Here is a 16,618-nt window from a genome sequence, read left to right on the forward strand (position 1 = left end):
ATGAAGCCTCTTAATATCGTGCATCTGTTCCCCGAGCTTTTGAACCTGTACGGCGACGGCGGCAACGTGATCGCGCTGCGCCGACGCTGCGAGTGGCGCGGCATTCCCGTGCAGGTGACCGAGGTGGGCATGGGCGACGAGATGGATTTCTCCCATGCCGACATCGTGTTCATCGGCGGCGGCGCCGACCGTGAGCAGATGATCGCCAAAGACGCCATCGCCGCGCGCAAATCCGAGCTGCATTCGTACGTGGCCGACGCCGGCGTTCTGCTTGCCGTATGCGGAGGCTACCAATTCCTCGGCCACCGTTACACCATGGGCGATGAATCCGTCGAGGGCCTGGGCATCGTCGATATGGAAACCGTGCGTGGCCAGGGCCGCCTGATCGGCAATGCGGTGATCGAAAGCGATATCGCCGCCATGCCTATCGTCGGTTTCGAAAACCATGGCGGCCGCACCACGCTGGGCCCGGGCGTCAAGCCGCTCGGGCGCGTCCTGGGCGGCACGCACGGCAACAACGGCGAGGACGGCTTTGAAGGCGTGCACCAGGGAAACCTTATCGGAACTTATCTGCACGGCCCTCTTCTGCCGAAGAATCCCCAGGTGGCCGATTATCTTCTGGCACGGGCGCTCGATCGCAGGGGCGAATCCTGCGAGCTTGCGCCCCTCGACGACGCGGTGGAAGTCGAAGCCAACCGCGTCATGGCGCAAAGGCTCGGCGTCTCGTAGGACGCGCCCGGCCTTCGCGACGCTCTTCGACGCGTTTCCGGCCGGTCCGCATGAGGGCCGGCCGTTGTCGTTCCCGCGCATGCGTGCGTGTTTCGATACGAAAGGATGCCTCCATGATCGATACCAAACAGTATGTCGTCAAGCAGATAGAGGAGCGCGATATCAGGTTTTTGCGCCTCTGGTTCGTCGACGTATTCGGGAATCTGAAAAACATCGCGATCACGCCTTCGGACATCGACACCGCATTCGAGGAGGGCATCGGCTTCGATGGGTCCTCGATCGCGGGCCTTGCTTCCTTGAACGAGAGCGATATGCTGGCGCATCCCGACGCCTCGACGTTTCAGGCGCTGCCCTGGCGCCCACGCAACAACGGCGTGGCGCGCATGTTCTGCGACCTGCGCACCCCCGAAGGCACGCCTGCGCCCGCCGATTCGCGCCATATTCTGATGGAGATGCTGAAGAAGGCGGCTTCGATGGGCTATTCGGTGAACGTGGGAACCGCCGTCGAATACTTCTGCTTCAAGAGCGCCACGTCGCCCGACCCGATCGATCGCGGCGGCTATTTCGACCTTGCTCCGCTTGACGATGCGGCCGACCTGCGCCGCGACACGGTGCTTACCCTTGAGCAGATGGGCGTGTCGGTGGAGTACTCCCATCATGAATCGTCGCCCGCGCAGCAGGAAATCGACTTGCGCTACTGCGACGCCTTGGCTGCGGCCGACGCCGTGGTGACGGCGCGCCACGTGGTGAAGGAAGCGGCTTCGGCGCACGGCATGCACGCGTCGTTCATGCCCAAGCCTCTCGAGGACCATCCGGGCAGCGCCATGCACGTGCACCAGTCGTTGTTCGATGGCGACGGCAATGCTTTCTTCGACGCCGACGACCCGCAAGGCTGGGGCCTTTCGCCTGTCGGCAAATGCTATATCGCGGGCCTTTTGAAATACGCGCCTGAATATGCCCTGGTCACCAATCAGTATGTGAACTCGTACAAGCGTTTCGTCGACGGCATGGGCGCGCCGCTGTACGCCACGTGGGGCCAGGCGAACCGCTCGGCCATGGTGCGCGTGCCGCGCTATAAGCCAGGCAAAGGGTCGTCGACGCGCGTAGAGATCCGCAGCGTCGATTCGGCCGCCAACCCGTATCTTACGCTGGCGGTGACGCTCGCCGCGGGCCTGAAGGGCATCGAGGAAGGCCTGGCGCTCGAAGCGCCCGCGACGTGCGACATTTTCGCCATGTCCGACGAACAGGTCGCCGCGGCGGGCTACGAGCCGCTTCCGCGCGATCTGTCCCGCGCGATCGATGCCTTCGAGGAATCCGATCTGATGCGCGAGGTGCTCGGCGACGCCGTGCATGGTTACCTGGTGCGCGCCAAACGCGCCGAATGGGAAGAGTACCGCGCCCATGTGACGTCGTGGGAAATCGACCGCTATCTGGCCATGCTTTAGGAGGCATCATGCATTCGAAAACGGTTATCGTTTCATGCGGTCGCGTGATCACTCCCGAACGCGCCGCGCAGCTGTTCGCTTCGATGGACGTGGACGCGCGTTCGTTGAAGGTGCCGCCCGATCAGGCGCTCGACGCCATGCGCGGCGCATCGTTCGACCTGCTGGTGATCGACGCCACGGACGGCGGCTGCGATATCGCCGGGGTGGAAGAGGCCTTGGCGCGCGGCGGGCATGCGTCGCTTCTGCTGTTGCTCGATGAGAACAACATGGCGTCGGTCCGCCTTCCCGTGCAGGTGAACGCCGATTTCGCGTGCGCGTACGCGACAGACGAAGAGGTGAAGCTGCGCTGCAGAAGGCTTCTGTGGCCGGGTGAGATGACGTCCGATTCCGATTTCGTGCACGTGGGCTCGCTCACGGTGAACCTGGCGACGTATCAGGTGAAGGTGGCGGGCGAGCCGGTCGACCTGACGTTCATGGAATACACGCTGTTGGCGTTCCTGATCACGCATCCGGGCCGCACCTATTCGCGCGAGGTGTTGCTTTCGCAGGTGTGGGGCTTCGATTATTATGGCGGCAGCCGCACGGTGGACGTCCATGTGCGAAGGCTGCGCGCCAAACTGGGCCCCGAGGCGGCGCAGCATATCGAAACCGTGCGCGGCGCGGGGTATCTGTGGTCTAACTAGCGCCGTGGGCAGCGTGCGCCGCTCGACGAAGGCCGATGTGTCGCACGCGGTCTTCGACACGACGCCTATCATGGAACGCTTTTGCGGAGGCGGCGAAATCATGGGGCCGCCGTGGCGTCGGCGCGGATAAAAAATGACGCCGCACCCGCGCCGCATTGGTGCAGGTCGTCGCTCGCGTGTGTGATAAGATAGGCGGGTTATTCTACGAGAGTTTGAGAGGTTGATTGTGTTCGGTATAGGTGGATTCGAACTATTCCTCATCTTGCTGTTCGGGTTTTTGATCTTCGGCCCCGACAAGCTGCCGCAGCTTGCCAAGACCATCGGCATGGCTGTGCAGAAGTTCCGCAGCGCGCAGGACGAGATGAACAAGGTCGTCAAGACCGAAATCTACGATCCCATGAGCGACAAGCCGGTGAAAAATCCGCTCGATGCGATCGATAAGGACAACAAGCAGAAGGTGGAGAAGAAGGAATCCTTCGCTTCCCGCAAGGCCAAGTACGACAAAGAGCGCGAAGACAAGAAGAAGCGCGAGGCTGCCAACGAGGCGGCCAAAGAGGTCCGTGCTGCAGCCGCCGCCGAGAAGAAGGCGTCCGATGAGGCAGCAGCCGCCGCTGGCGCGGCAGGTGCCGCCGTCGTTGCCGCGGCGAAGACTCCCACCCAGGTGCACGAAGAGGTCATGAGCGCTCGCAAGGAGGCTACCGCAAAGGTGGCGGCTCAGCAGGAGGCCAAAAAGGCTGCTGACAAGGACCTCGCCGACGAAATCTTCGGCACCAAGCCCATCGTGAAGAAAACCGAGAACCAGGATGCGGCGGCCCCCGCGTCCGACGATGCCGCCGAGGCGTCTGATTCTGCCAAGAAGGAGGACAACTAATGCCTATCGGTCCGGCGCGTATGCCCCTTTTCGACCATCTGGGCGAGCTGCGCATGCGACTTGTCCGCATTGTGGTCAGCCTATTCATCGCCATGTGCGTTTTCTACATGGCAACCCCTACGATCATCCAGTTCATGTGCCTGCCGGTATATGACTACCTGCCGAAGGATCCCACCACGGGCGCTATCGCGCTGAACGTCTTCGACGTGTTCGGCTCGTTCACCATCCGCTTCAAGGTGGCGCTGTGGACGTCGGTCGTCGCCTGCATGCCCATCATTTTGTGGCAGATCCTGGCGTTCTTCCTGCCTGCGCTTAAGCCTAACGAGCGCAAGTGGTTCATTCCCACGTTCGCCGCGGGCGTCGCGCTGTTCATCGGCGGCACGGTGTTCTGCTACGCGTTGATTCTGAACCCGGCCGTGCAGTGGCTGACCGACCAGGCCAACGGCTTCGCGAACATCTTCCCCGACGCCAAGGCATGGATCGACGTCATCATCAACTTCGAGCTGGCGTTCGGTTTCGCTTTCGAGCTGCCTTTGGTGGTGTTCTATCTGGTCGTGTTCGAGATCATCCCGTACGCCAAGCTTCGCAACTCCTGGCGTACCGTCTATATTGTGCTCATGGTCATTTCCGCCATGGTCACGCTGGACGCATCGCCTGTCACCATGCTCATGATGTTCGCCGCGTTGCTCATGCTGTACGAGGTCAGCCTTCTGGTGGCGCGCATGGTGCTTGGCAACCGTGTGAAGAAGCAGAAGGAAGAGGCCGATCGCGAAGCGCGCGAAGAGGCCGAATGGCAGGAGGAATGGGGTCAGAAGAAAGAGGCCATCAAGAAGCGTCTTGCCGACGACTAAGGTTTGAGTGCCTGAGCGCGAGCGATAGGGCTAACCATACGAATGCCGAGCGGACTCCCGAACGGGGGTCCGCTTTTTATGTCCCCAATGCGCTTATGGGCGAGGTCGGTAGGAGTCGAATGTCGGGGTTTGCGGGTGCGCCGTTCGCCGACGGGGCCGTTTGCCGATTTGTGAGCGGCAGGGGAGCATAAGGCTGTGTTTTCGTTGCGGTCAGGGGTGAATATTGGTACTTTGGAAAAATGTATTTGATTGGTCTGTTCGGAGTTGCCATAAGGTAATTCATATCTTTGAACAGGGATTAGGAGAATATATATGGATATGCAGAGCAAACGAGGCAAGGCGCTCTCCGTCGTTACGGCGGCCACTCTTGCCGCATCGCTGGGCGTTCCCGTGGTCGCCATCGCAGAAGAGGTCGATCAGGCTGCTGCCGCTCAGGAAACCGCCTATCAGCGCGGTAACGTAGTCGACGAAATGCTGGCGGGCCAGAGCGAGGCAGCGACCGCTTCCGCCATTAAGATTGGCGACGTTTCTTATGATACGCTGCAGGCTGCCGTGAGCGCTATCGAGAAAGGGACGGCGTCGGGTACTGAAATCAAGCTCGAAGGCAATGCTGCGGGCAATGGCGTGGTGGTGAAGAGCGGTACGAACTTTACGCTCGACCTGGGTGGATTCACGTATACCATCGACGGCAATACGGTTGGATCGACTGGTACGGAGACCAATGGCTTCCAGCTTCTGAAAGATAGCAACATTACGATTAAGAATGGCGTTATTAAATCCGACAAGGCCAGGATTCTTATTCAGAATTACAGTAATCTGACGCTTGAGGGGGTCAGCCTGGAAGGCGGCGCCTCGACGCAGTATACGTTGTCTAACAATAATGGTGAAACCGTAATCGGCAAGGGCACCAACGTTATTGCCGGCAAGGCGGCCCCTCAGGCTGCTTTCGACGTGTGCGGTTTCGGCAATTACGCTGGCGCTAGGGTCACTGTTGCCGCAGATGCGGGTCGTATCGAAGGCGCCATTGAACTTTCCTCCAACAAGAATGAGCATGACCTTAAACTCACGATTAACGGTGGCGACCTTTCTAAGGCGACGATGGTTGCGGAATCGGGCGCAGAAAAGGTTGAGGTTGCAAAGGCGGATACGGTCACTGTGTCGGCACCGCAGGGCTTTGCCTGGGTTGATAACGCTCTTGTTGTGGCGAAGGCTGCGATCAATGGTACGGTGTATTCCACTCTGGCTGAAGCTGTCGCTGCTGCTGCGGATGGCGCTACGGTGACCCTGCTCGATAACGTCGATCTGGATAAGACCGTCGAGGTTTCCAAGAATCTCAAGATCGATCTTGCCAGCTACGATATCAAGGGCAACGACGTCCGCGCGTTCCTGGTTAAGGGCGGCAAGCTCGAATTTGCCGGCGAGGGCGTCGTGACGAGCGTGAAGCCCGAAGGCGGCAATCTTGCTGATACGAGCTCCGTTATCCGCGTTGGCGACAATAGCGGCGATGCGGGTCGCGAAGCGTCTCTGGTCATAGGCAAGGATGTTGTCATCGAGGCTCCCGACACTTACGGCGTGGGCGCATTCGGCGATAAGACCGTTGAATCCGTCGAGGTTTACGGCAAGATTCATGCGACCAGCAAGGCCAGCGCTCTTGGCGGCAATGGGTCTGCTCAGTATGGCGGCACGACCTTTACTCTCCATGAGGGCTCCGAAGTCACGGCGACCGGCTCCGTGGCCATCTACCATCCTCAGGCCGGCACGCTGACTGTCGAAGGCGCCCTTATCAGGGGCCTTGGCGGCATCGAGCTCAAAGGCGGCGAGGTCGATGTCAAGATCGGTGGCAATACGAAGGTCGAGGCGACGGGCGAGATTTCTCACGAAGAGAACAATAACGGCACGTCGTCTTCTGGCTATGCGGTTGCCGTCGTTGACAATAAGAATTACGCGGGCGCCGCAAAGGTGAAGATCGCTGCGGGCGAGTTCGTCGGCGACATCGCGATTCTCACGGACAATGAAGTTGCCGAGGACAAGAAGGGTTCGATCGAAATCACGGGCGGCACCTTTACGAAGGACCCCACTGCTTTCGTGGCGGACGGTTACAAGGCCAATGAGTCTAACGGTAAGTGGACCGTTTCCGCAATTGTCCCGCCCGCTCCTCCCGCTCCCCAGCCTGACACCGACGTCGAGCAGCGTCCCGACGGCTCCACCGTCACCACCGTCACCAAGCCCGACGGAAGCCAGACCGTGACCACCGAGGCCGCCGACGGCAGCCAGTCCGTCGTGTCCAAGGATGCCGACGGCAACGTGACCTCCACCGAGGTCTCCGTCTCCGACAAGGCCGCGCAGGCGGGCGAGGTCGTCCTGCCCCTCGATCCCTCCAAGCCCGCGGCCGACGCCGGCGAGGCGCCCGCCGTCGAGGTGAAGGTGCCCGCGTCGGTGACCGCCGAGGCCCCCGTCAAGGTGACCGTCCCGGTCGACGCGGACGAGCCCGACTACGGCGTCGTCGTGTTCGCGGTCGACGCCGACGGCAACGAGACCGTGCTGCCCAAGTGCGGCGTCGACGCCGACGGCAACGCGGTGTTCGAGGCCGCGGGCGACGTGACGATCAAGGTCGTCGACGCCGCCTTCGAGTTCCCCGACGTCGCCGGCGCCTGGTACGGCGAGCAGGGCGTGGCCGACTTCGTCAGCGCCCGCGGCATCCTGACGGGCGTCCCGCAGGCCGACGGCGCGCTGCGCTTCGAGGGCGACGCCGCCACCACGCGCGCCATGTTCGTGACCATGCTGCACCGCGCCGAGTCCTGCCCCGACGCCGAGGGCGCGGGCTTCGACGACGCCGCGGGCATGTGGTTCGAGGAGGCCGCGGCCTGGGGCGAGGCCACGGGCGTGGTCGACGGCTACGGCGGCTCCTCCTTCGGCGGAGACGACCCGGTCACCCGCGAGCAGATGGCCGTGTTCCTGATGCGCTACGCCGAGCACCTGGGCCTGGACACCTCGGCCCGCGCCGACCTGTCCGAGTTCCCCGACGGCTCCGAGGCGAGCCCCTGGGCCTCCCAGGCCATGTCCTGGGCGGTGGCCGAGGGCCTGTTCTCCGGCCGCGACGGCCGGCTCGACCCGACCGACGGCGCCACCCGCGCCGAGGCGTCCGCGGTCGTGATGCGCTTCATCAACGGGCTCTACGCGTAGACATAGAACCTGCGCTGAGCGGGGCCGCCCTTCGGGGCGGCCCTTTTCGCTTCTGGGTTTCCAGGCGACTGCCGTCAAGCACGCGGTGTCCCTCTTTCGGGGAGATTCGGCCCGAACGGGGAAACGGCACCGCCGTGCCGGCATTCCTGCGATAGGATGGGGCATGTGTCGCGTCGTTGCGAGGGTCCATCGTGCGCGGCAACGATTGCAGCATCGCACCATGCCGCGCGGGTTCCGCTGCGCATCGGCCGCGTGCGGGCGTTTCCGCCCGACTTGATTCGAAAGGAATGGTATGCACGAACTGGGGATCATGACGGGCGTCGTGGACAGCGTGACGCAGGCCGCCCAGGCGAACGGCGCGCTGAAGGTGCTCAAGGTGTCCCTTTCGGTGGGGCGCATGACTGAGGCCATCGAGGATGCGTTGCAGTTCGCGTTCGAGGCGCTGACCGACCGAGACCCGCTCTATGACGGCGCGCAACTGGAAATCACCATGGTGGAGCCGCGCAGTCGCTGCACGGAATGCGGAGCGGTCTACGAGCACGACCGCTTCCACGTGTCGTGTCCTGAATGCGGCGGATTCGGCGAGCTGATATCGGGCAAGGAGCTTCGCATCGACAGCATCGAAGTCGATCTACCCGATGACGATGATGCCGACGAGCCGCAGAGCGAGGCATCCTAGCTCTTCCGTCCCTTCTGTGCCGGGGTGCCGGCCTTCGAGATGAGCCCTGTTCGTATTGACGAAAGGAATGTCATGAAAATAGATATGAAGCAGCCTATTCTCGATAAGAACGACCGCCTTGCGGCCGATAACCGCGCGCTGTTCAAAGAGAAGGGCGTGTTCGTTCTCGACCTTCTGGCAAGCCCCGGTTCGGGCAAGACGTCTACCATCCTGGCCACGATCGAGGCGCTGCGCGATGAGTACAATATCGCCGTCATCGAGGGCGATATCGCCAGTAACGTCGATGCTGCTCGCATCAGCGCGCAGGGCATCGCCGCGGTGCAGATCAACACGGGCGGCGCGTGCCACCTGGAAAGCGACATGGTCCGCCGTGCCGTGGATGCGCTCGATCTGGACAACCTCGACCTGATTATCGTCGAGAACGTGGGCAATCTGGTGTGCCCGACCGACTTCGACCTGGGCGAGGGCGCCAAGGTCATGATTCTGTCGGTGCCCGAAGGCGACGACAAGCCGCTCAAGTACCCGGGCGTCTTCCAGGCGTCCGAGGCCATCATCCTGAACAAGGTGGACACCATGGAGGTGTTCAACTTCGACGAGCAGGCGTTCCGCGACGCGGTCACGCAGCTCAATCCCGCCGCGCCGATTTTCCCGATTTCCGCTACCAAGGGCGCGGGCGTCGACGAATGGGCCGACTGGCTGCGCGCGAAGATTGAGGCGTTCCGCGCATAACGCATAACGCATAACGCATAACGCATAACGCATAACGCATAACGTAGAACGAACCAAGAAGGAGCCGGCATGTCGGCTCCTTCTTTCGTGGTATGTGAAAATCGGAAGTTGCGAAAAGGGCTTCGCTCTCCAATCGCGAATCTATGGCGGAGCGTCGCCTGCTAGAACGGCAAGGCGATGTCGAACAGCATCATCGCGCTGGCATAGCCAGCGATCGCGCCGAGGGCGACGGCTACGATGCCAATCCCCAATCCGCGCACGAGCGCTTTCCAAAGTGGCTTTTCGCCGTAAGCCGCCTTCATTTTCCTCTGGCGGGATATCGTGCGATCCGTACGGGCCGAGCGATCGACGGCTTCGCCCCTTGCGAATGCCAGTATCTCTCGATATGTCTGCACGTCGTTTTCGATTTTCATGCGCTCGAGCACTACGGCTACCGCCATCGATGCGGCCCACGGAGCCAGTCCCAGCAGGACTCCGAGAGGTCCCCACAATGCGGTGCCTGCCAGAGCGAAGGGGATCATGAGCGCCAGCAGGACGAACATGCCGATTCCGAGGATGCGCATCTTTTTCGCATCGGCCGACGCCACCGTCTTCTCCATCATTTCCAGGTCTCCTTTCACGAGCGCGTCGATCGTCGTGTCGAAAAGGACGCTGAGCAGCAGCAGGCTCTGGATGTCGGGATACGTTTTGTCCGTTTCCCAGTTGGAGATGGTTTGGCGCGACACGTAGATGCGCTCGGCAAGCTCTTCCTGGGAAAGCCCCATGTCGGTGCGGCGCTTTTTAATCTGATTGCTGATGTCCATGAGGTTCCTTTCGACGTGCCGTATCGTACGAAGCGGGGTCGAATTGTGCAGCTAAAAGCGTTTGACAAGCGTTTTATCAGGCGTTTCGTTGTCATTTATCAAAACGTTCCACCGTCGTCGATTTGCCGGCCGATGTTTCGCGGGCCTTTCGCCATGCATGATAGCGTACGGTATCCGGTTCCGCCGTCCGTGCGGCTCCCTCTCGTCGCGTCGGATGTGCTCGCACGTTACAATGGTTCGACCGATCCCGTTTACGAAAGGACGAACCATGGCCTATCTTCCCGAATCACAATCCACTCCTTGGCAACAGTCGAACGAAATCGACCTGTCCCGCACGGCGGTGCTTGTGATCGACGTGCTGGGCGGCAGCGGCGGCGTGGTGCCGGGCCTCGAGGAGATGGCCGATAACGCGGTGCGCATCGTGAAGGCGGCCCGCGTCGCGGGCGTGCCTGTCGTGTTCTCGAACGACGCGCATATCGCCGGCATCGATAAGGAAATCGAGCTGTGGGGCGAGCATGGCATCGCGGGCACCGATTCCGCCCGCCCGCTCGATGCATTCGAAGTGCAGGAGGGCGACTACGTCGTTCCGAAGCGCCGCTACGACGGCTTCTTCCAGACCGACCTCGATCTGACGTTGCGCGAGCTGGGCGTGGACACGCTGATCGCCTTCGGCTGCGACACCAACATCTGCGTGCTCCAGACGCTGGCGGGCGCGTATTTCCGCGGATATAAGACCGTGGTCGCGGCGGATGCGTGCGGCACGTTCCTTGTCGGCACGCAGGAGCAGGGTCTCGACTACTTCACGCGCTGCTACGACAGCCGCGTCATCGACACCGACGCCGTCATCGCCTGCCTGTCCTAGGCGAGACGCCCATACAGAGAAAGACCCGCCCTCCGAGCTTCATGCAGGGAAGGCGGGTTTTCGTGTTTCGGGGGGCGCTATGCTTCGACTTCGGGTGCGTATGCCTGGTCGGCGGCAAGCCGGGCCTTCAGCTCGCGTGCGCGGGCGACGCACCAGGTGGTGCCGCCGGTTTCGATTACGGTATCGAGCAAGCGGCGCCTTTCGGCCGCATCGGTCGTGCATTCGGCTTTGTGCAGCGTAGCCAACAGCCGTTCGATAGGCAGCAAGCCGGGATCGGCGAGGATGCGGTCGACGATGGCGCGGGCTTCGTCGAGCCTTCCATCGCGCTCGAGCGCCAGCAGGTCGTGCAGGGGTTCCAGTTCGGCGGCGTGTTTGGCGGCCTCTTTGACCACCCTGCGATCGGGGATGCGCTTCAGGGCTTGGATATAGGACGACAGCTTGTCCTGGTCGCGCAGCGCGAAGGCGCAGTCCGCCATGAAGCTGTCGTAAGCGAAGGCGACGCCCGGGTCGGTCATGTCGGCCTCGAGCGTGCGCGCCAGCTTGATCGCTTCGTGCCAACGTCCTTGCCACATCAGGCCGTAGGCGTAATTCCATACGCCGCGCACATGGTCGCCTCCCGGTCGGCCTGCGGCCAGAAAGGCCAGGACCCATCGGCAGTAGAGCATGGGGTCGCATTTCATATCGAGCGTCGATGCGATGCCGTATTCGAAACGCTTGCGCGCCGTGGTGCGCAGCACGATGCAGACGATGCCGACGCCCAGGCCGAGCAGTTGCAGCCATATGGGAAGCGCCGCCATGGGGCCGAACAGGCAGACGAAGCAGCCCGTCAAGCCCGCAATGCTCAGGACTCGGTACTGCTTCATATGGGTCGAGTCGATCCATCGGATAGAATCCTGGTCGGGTTGCGCGCCGATGGTCCTGGATATGACGTCGATGGCTTTCATGGGTTCCTTTCAGGAGGGTTCGCGTTGCGTCAAGCATACCAACGATTCGCATCGGCGGCAAAATCGCGTGCTTTCATCGGGGCCGGCCGCAGAAGCCGTCGAGGGGCGTGTCTCATCATGCGGCTCGGGTGTACAATAAGCGAACTTGTAGCCGGTCGCGGAGGGAGGGCGGCCGGTGGGAAACGCTAGCGCGCCGTTCGCCGGCGCGATTCTTATCAGTCAGGGGTGTCTTATGCAGTTCTCTTCGCGTCTCGATTCATTCGGCGACGAGGTCTTCTCGACGTTGAACGCCCGTCGTCTCAAGCTGGAGGCAGAGGGCCGTACCATCTACAACCTTTCGATCGGCACGCCCGATTTCGAGCCGTTCGACAACGTCGTCACGGCGCTCACCGACGCCGCGCGCGATCCTCAGAACTGGAAATATGCGTTGGGCGATCTGCCCGAGCTCAAACAGGCCGTATGCGATTACTACGCTCGCCGCTTCGGCATCGAGGGCATCACGCCCGACATGGTGGCTTCGGTCAGCGGCACGCAGGAGGGCGTGGGTCATTTCGGCATGGCCATGCTCGATCCGGGCGATAGCGTCCTCGTGCCCGACCCGTGCTATCCGGTGTTTCGTGCGGGCGCGCTCCTAGCGGGTGCCAAGCTGGAGTACTATCCGCTCAATGCGCAGAATAACTTCCTGCCCGACGTGGCGAACATCGACCCCGAGGTGGCCGACCGCGCCAAGTACATGATCGTGTCGCTGCCCTCCAATCCGGTGGGAAGCGTGGGCACGCCCGAGGTGTACGAGCAGGTCATCGCCTTCGCGCGCGAACACGACCTTCTGATCGTGCACGACAACGCCTATAGCGACATCGTCTATGACGGCCCTGCCGGCATGAGCTTCTTCAACTACCCGGGCGCGTTGGAAGCGGGCGTCGAATTCTTCTCGCTTTCCAAATCGTTCAACGTCACGGGCGCGCGTATCGGCTTCATCGTGGGTCGCGCCGATGTGGTGGCGGCGTTCTCCAAGCTGCGCAGCCAGATCGACTTCGGCATGTTCCTGCCGATTCAGAAAGCCGCGATCGCCGCGCTGACCGGTCCGCTCGACCATGTGGAGGAGCAGCGCATGAAGTACCAGGCCCGCCGCGACGCGCTGTGCGACGGCCTCGAGCGCATCGGCTGGGATAGGCCCAACGCGCACGGCACCATGTTCGTGTGGGCCAAGCTCCCTCACGGCCGCACCGATTCGATGGCGTTCTGCGAAGAGCTGATGGAGCGTGCGGGCGTTATCGTGACGCCGGGCGCGAGCTTCGGTCCTTCCGGCGAAGGCTATGTGCGCATGGCTCTGGTCTTGCCGCCCGAAGGTCTCGAGCGTGCCGTCGAAGCCATCGCGGCTTCGGGGCTGTAGGGATTTTTCGCACGTATCGTCTGCGCTCTTCTCGCCGCGCTCCCGTTCGGGTTCGCGGCGAGTTTCGTTTTCGGCGCCTTTCAACGCATGCGGCTCTCGTTCGCGCGGCCGGCCTGCTGCCTGCCGATTGCCGACGTCCGTCGCTTAGTGGACGTGGTACGGTTTCATGAAGCGCGTGTGTCTTTCGACGGCGAAAAGGAGCGACAATGGAACGCATGGGCAAAGACGACGTGGTCCGCTTCCTACGCGAAGGCGGCTACGAATTCGACATCGTGGAGCATGAGGCTGTGTTCACCATGGAGGGCATGGAGGCGCTGGGCCTTCCGTTCGCGCAGGACGTGGTGAAAAACCTCTTCCTGCGCGACGACAAGAAGCGCAACTACTATCTGGTGGTCATGCCCGAAGACAAGCCCGCGAATCTTAAAGAGCTGCGTGCGCGGCTCGAGGCGCGTCCTTTGCGCTTCGCTTCCGAAGACGACTTGCATGAATATCTGGGATTGCGCGGCGGGGCGGTTTCGCCGTTCGGCGTGCTCAACGACGAACGGGTCGCGGTGCAGGTGGTGTTCGACGAGGAGCTGAGGGGCTATGCGGGATTGGGCGTGCATCCCAACGACAATACCGCGACGTTGCATGTGAAGCTTGCCGACATGGTGAAGATCATCGAGGATCACGGCAACGCCTTGCGTTTCGTCGAGCTGCCGCGTCCCGAATAGCGGAGGCTTTTGCAAGAGCCATCGAGCTTCCAGCGAAGCGTCAGGGTTGCCGGAAGAAAGGACGGTTGTGGATATAGAAGCGAAATACCGCGCGTGCGCGGACGGCCTTGCGGCGTTCGCGCGCCGCATCGGCATGACCGATGCGGTGCTGGGCCTTTCGGGCGGCATCGATTCGAGTCTGGCGGCTTGCATGTGCGTCGATGCGTTCGGCGCCGACCATGTGCACGGATACATGCTTCCCGGGCCGTATTCGAGTGAGCACTCCTTGGTCGATGCCCAAGAGCTGGCGCTTAATCTGGGAATAAGGGCCGAACGGATTTCGATCGACAAGCCGTTCGAGGCATTCGTGGATGCGCTGGGGCCGCATTGCATCATGTCGCGCGGCTTGGCCGCCGAAAACACCCAGGCCCGTTGCCGCATGGTGGTGCTCATGGCTCTTTCGAACGCGCATGGCTGGATGATGGTGAACACGGGCAACAAGAGCGAAGCCATGATGGGCTATTCTACGCTCTATGGCGATACGGCGGGCGCGTTCGCTCCGATAGGAGGTTTGTATAAGACCGATGTGTTCGCCATGTCGCGCTGGCTGAACGAAAAGGCGCAGGCCGAAGGCCGCATCGCTCCCATTCCCGAGCACGTGCTGGTCAAGCCGCCGAGTGCGGAGCTCGCTCCCGACCAGCGCGATGAGGATACGCTGGGTTCGTATGCCGAGCTCGACCGCCTGCTGGTCGATTACGCCGAGCGCGGCATGGACCGCGAAGGGCTTGTCGCTGCAGGATATGACGCCGCCGAAGTGGAACGGGTGACGAGCCGCGTCGATGCGTATGCGTTCAAGCGCGCGCTCGAGCCGCCTTTCGTTCCTATCCGGTACTGACCGGTTCCAACCGCCGCGAAGAAAGGACGCCGATGCGTCCTTTCTTCATTCATGCGCCGTATGCCGCTAATGGAAGAGGTCGATGAGCTCTTGGCGGTCGTGCACGTCGAGCTTGGTGTAGATGTGCCTGATATGGCCGCGCACGGTGGAAGGCGATATGAAGAGGTCTTCGGCGATGCGCGTGTTGGTGCGGCCTTGGGCGAGGTATCCCAGGATTTCGGTCTCCCTGCCGGTGAGCCCGTGTTTTTCGGCCAGCATGCGGCAGGTCGTTTCGAGGGGCTCTTCCTCGTTCGGGACGGCTGCGGCGGAAGAGGGGAGAGCTTGTTGCTCCTGCGGCAATGCGTCGGTTTCGCCCCTCGTCGCGGCGGGCGAGGGTGCGCATTCGGCGTTTTCGTCTCGAGCGTCCGCTTCGGCAGGCGCGTTTTCCGCCGCATCGACGCTTTCGGTCCCGTCGTCGCGATGCGCTTCCCGCAATGCCGTGCGCTTTCTGCGGTCGCGCGAAAGCAGGACGGCGGCGATGGCCAGAATGTAGATCACCGCGCACGCAAGCACGAGAAAACTCACGGTGGACGATTCCGCCGCGCGTTCCTGTCCGCCGAACAGGCCTCCTATGACGAGTGCCGCGAGCAGGCAGAGCTTCGTGCATCCCGAGAACAGCGCCATGAGGACATAGCTCGATACTTTGAATTTATGCGAAGCGTAGGCCACTTGATAGAGGAGCAGCAATGCGACGAAATCGTAGCCTACCAAAAGCACCGTGCTGAAGAGCCGCGTATATCCCTCGCTGGCGAAGGGTACGAACACCACCATGGCGGCTACGACGGGAAACGCAACGCGAAACATCGCCGATGCGGCGGGCAGGTGTCGCATGGTCAGCGCGGCGAAGCAGAATAGGGCGGCGGCGATGGCCATGGCGGCGCTGGGAATGCCCGCGGCGCCGGCGAAGGTCATAGATGCGGCCAGCATGAAGCTGTTGATCAGGCCGATGACCGCTTCGAGCACGCACAGGGCGAGCAGCGCGTCGCTGATTTCTCCCACGGCGTTTTTCCAGGGGCCGTTGCTGCCGTGCGCGCGCCAGTGTTCGAGGACTCGTTGTTCGCTTCGTTTCATATCGCCGCGCACCCCGAGAAGAAGCGAGGCGCTTGCGACCAGAAGGACCGCGGTCAGCGCGATGGTCCACGATGCTCCGAGGATGGAAAGACCGTATTGTATGGCGGCGCTGGCGATGGCCGAGCAGGCGATTTGGATGATGGCTTGGCGCGGCGCTTCGTGAGCGAGCAGTTCGATCCAGGCCATCTTGAGCATGATCGATCCCACCGCGAACGCGATTACCGAGAGCGCCAAGACGATGTTGGGCGGCAAGGGGGCCGAGCCTTCGAGGGCCGTCGTGCCCATGCCGCATAGCAGAATGGCGACGGCGGGAACGACGGGCATCGAGAATTCTTTGAGGCGACCTGCGGCGCACAGGGCGACCACGGCGACGGCGCACAGTACCGTCGCGAGGGCCGATGTGATATTGAACGCGGGGTCGGTCATGAAGATGAACGACTCGGGCGATTGCGCGAATCGAGAAAGGTATATCGATGAATTCGCCGACCGGAATGCCGCATAGCCGACAATGACGGCGAGCGTCAGCAGCCACGGCGGGGTCGCGCCGCGTTCGTGTTCTGTTTTCATACCCCTCCTCCTACGGTGCCTATTGTATACGAGACCGGCTCCTTCGCACGGCCGGCAGTGCATGCGGGCCTGTTTTCCTATCCCCTCGCGCTTCGTTCCCGTTGTCGGGGCCTTCGGTATTTATATGGCTTTGACGAGGGGAAACGTAAAAATAGTCCATTTTGTACGGTGCGTTTGAAAGC

15 protein-coding genes are annotated in these 16,618 nt (G+C 62.1%); 12 read left to right on the forward strand and 3 right to left on the reverse strand.

Annotation, left to right across the window (positions count from 1 at the left end; translation table 11 throughout):
* From Q6E04_RS01650 to hypB, 8 genes are all read left to right on the forward strand, one after another.
* Positions 1–729: a type 1 glutamine amidotransferase gene (locus tag Q6E04_RS01650; RefSeq protein WP_303249094.1), complete on the forward strand. Its 729-nt coding sequence runs from the start codon at positions 1–3 to the stop codon at positions 727–729.
* A 113-nt stretch (positions 730–842) separates the two neighbouring features.
* Positions 843–2,174: a glutamine synthetase family protein gene (locus tag Q6E04_RS01655; RefSeq protein WP_303249095.1), complete on the forward strand. Its 1,332-nt coding sequence runs from the start codon at positions 843–845 to the stop codon at positions 2,172–2,174.
* 8 nt (positions 2,175–2,182) lie between these two features.
* On the forward strand, positions 2,183–2,857 hold the full coding sequence (locus Q6E04_RS01660) for a winged-helix domain-containing protein (RefSeq protein WP_303249096.1): 675 nt from the start codon (positions 2,183–2,185) through the stop codon (positions 2,855–2,857).
* Between the two features lie 226 nt (positions 2,858–3,083).
* A complete protein-coding gene (locus Q6E04_RS01665) occupies positions 3,084–3,728 on the forward strand; it encodes a twin-arginine translocase TatA/TatE family subunit (protein ID WP_303249097.1) in 645 nt (214 codons plus the stop codon).
* Positions 3,728–4,579 carry a twin-arginine translocase subunit TatC gene (tatC, locus tag Q6E04_RS01670; RefSeq protein WP_303249098.1) on the forward strand — a complete coding sequence of 284 codons (852 nt, stop codon included), beginning with the start codon at positions 3,728–3,730 and terminating at the stop codon, positions 4,577–4,579. Before Q6E04_RS01665 ends, tatC begins: the two co-directional genes overlap by 1 nt.
* A gap of 312 nt (positions 4,580–4,891) precedes the next feature.
* Positions 4,892–7,762, forward strand: coding sequence for an S-layer homology domain-containing protein (locus Q6E04_RS01675; protein WP_303249099.1), 2,871 nt, complete (start codon positions 4,892–4,894; stop codon positions 7,760–7,762).
* Positions 7,763–8,054: 292 nt separating this feature from the next.
* Positions 8,055–8,441: a hydrogenase maturation nickel metallochaperone HypA gene (locus Q6E04_RS01680; protein WP_303249100.1), complete on the forward strand. Its 387-nt coding sequence runs from the start codon at positions 8,055–8,057 to the stop codon at positions 8,439–8,441.
* Between the two features lie 72 nt (positions 8,442–8,513).
* Positions 8,514–9,170 (forward strand): hydrogenase nickel incorporation protein HypB, encoded by a 657-nt coding sequence (gene hypB / locus Q6E04_RS01685; protein WP_303249101.1) that lies wholly within the window; start codon positions 8,514–8,516, stop codon positions 9,168–9,170.
* 161 nt (positions 9,171–9,331) lie between these two features.
* Here hypB and Q6E04_RS01690 read toward each other — a convergent pair whose 3' ends face one another.
* Positions 9,332–9,973, reverse strand: a complete 642-nt coding sequence (locus Q6E04_RS01690; RefSeq protein WP_303249102.1) for a helix-turn-helix transcriptional regulator — start codon at positions 9,971–9,973, stop codon at positions 9,332–9,334.
* 268 nt (positions 9,974–10,241) lie between these two features.
* Between Q6E04_RS01690 and Q6E04_RS01695 the strand changes: the two genes are divergently transcribed.
* Complete coding sequence (locus Q6E04_RS01695; protein ID WP_303249103.1) at positions 10,242–10,835, forward strand: cysteine hydrolase family protein; 594 nt, start codon at positions 10,242–10,244, stop codon at positions 10,833–10,835.
* Positions 10,836–10,912: 77 nt separating this feature from the next.
* Here Q6E04_RS01695 and Q6E04_RS01700 read toward each other — a convergent pair whose 3' ends face one another.
* On the reverse strand, positions 10,913–11,779 hold the full coding sequence (locus Q6E04_RS01700; RefSeq protein ID WP_303249104.1) for a hypothetical protein: 867 nt from the start codon (positions 11,777–11,779) through the stop codon (positions 10,913–10,915).
* A gap of 175 nt (positions 11,780–11,954) precedes the next feature.
* Between Q6E04_RS01700 and Q6E04_RS01705 the strand changes: the two genes are divergently transcribed.
* The 3 genes from Q6E04_RS01705 to nadE all read left to right on the forward strand — a co-directional run bounded on the left by Q6E04_RS01705 (position 11,955) and on the right by nadE (position 14,759).
* Entirely contained in the window at positions 11,955–13,172 is a 1,218-nt protein-coding gene (locus tag Q6E04_RS01705) for a pyridoxal phosphate-dependent aminotransferase (RefSeq protein WP_303249105.1), read from the forward strand.
* 206 nt (positions 13,173–13,378) lie between these two features.
* Positions 13,379–13,885, forward strand: coding sequence for a prolyl-tRNA synthetase associated domain-containing protein (locus Q6E04_RS01710; RefSeq protein WP_303249106.1), 507 nt, complete (start codon positions 13,379–13,381; stop codon positions 13,883–13,885).
* A gap of 67 nt (positions 13,886–13,952) precedes the next feature.
* A complete protein-coding gene (nadE, locus tag Q6E04_RS01715; RefSeq protein ID WP_303249107.1) occupies positions 13,953–14,759 on the forward strand; it encodes an NAD(+) synthase in 807 nt (268 codons plus the stop codon).
* A 66-nt stretch (positions 14,760–14,825) separates the two neighbouring features.
* Here nadE and Q6E04_RS01720 read toward each other — a convergent pair whose 3' ends face one another.
* Positions 14,826–16,436, reverse strand: coding sequence for a helix-turn-helix transcriptional regulator (locus tag Q6E04_RS01720; RefSeq protein WP_303249108.1), 1,611 nt, complete (start codon positions 16,434–16,436; stop codon positions 14,826–14,828).
* Positions 16,437–16,618: the final 182 nt, after the last annotated feature.

The organism is uncultured Slackia sp., from assembly GCF_959608125.1.
GTDB lineage: Bacteria > Actinomycetota > Coriobacteriia > Coriobacteriales > Eggerthellaceae > Slackia.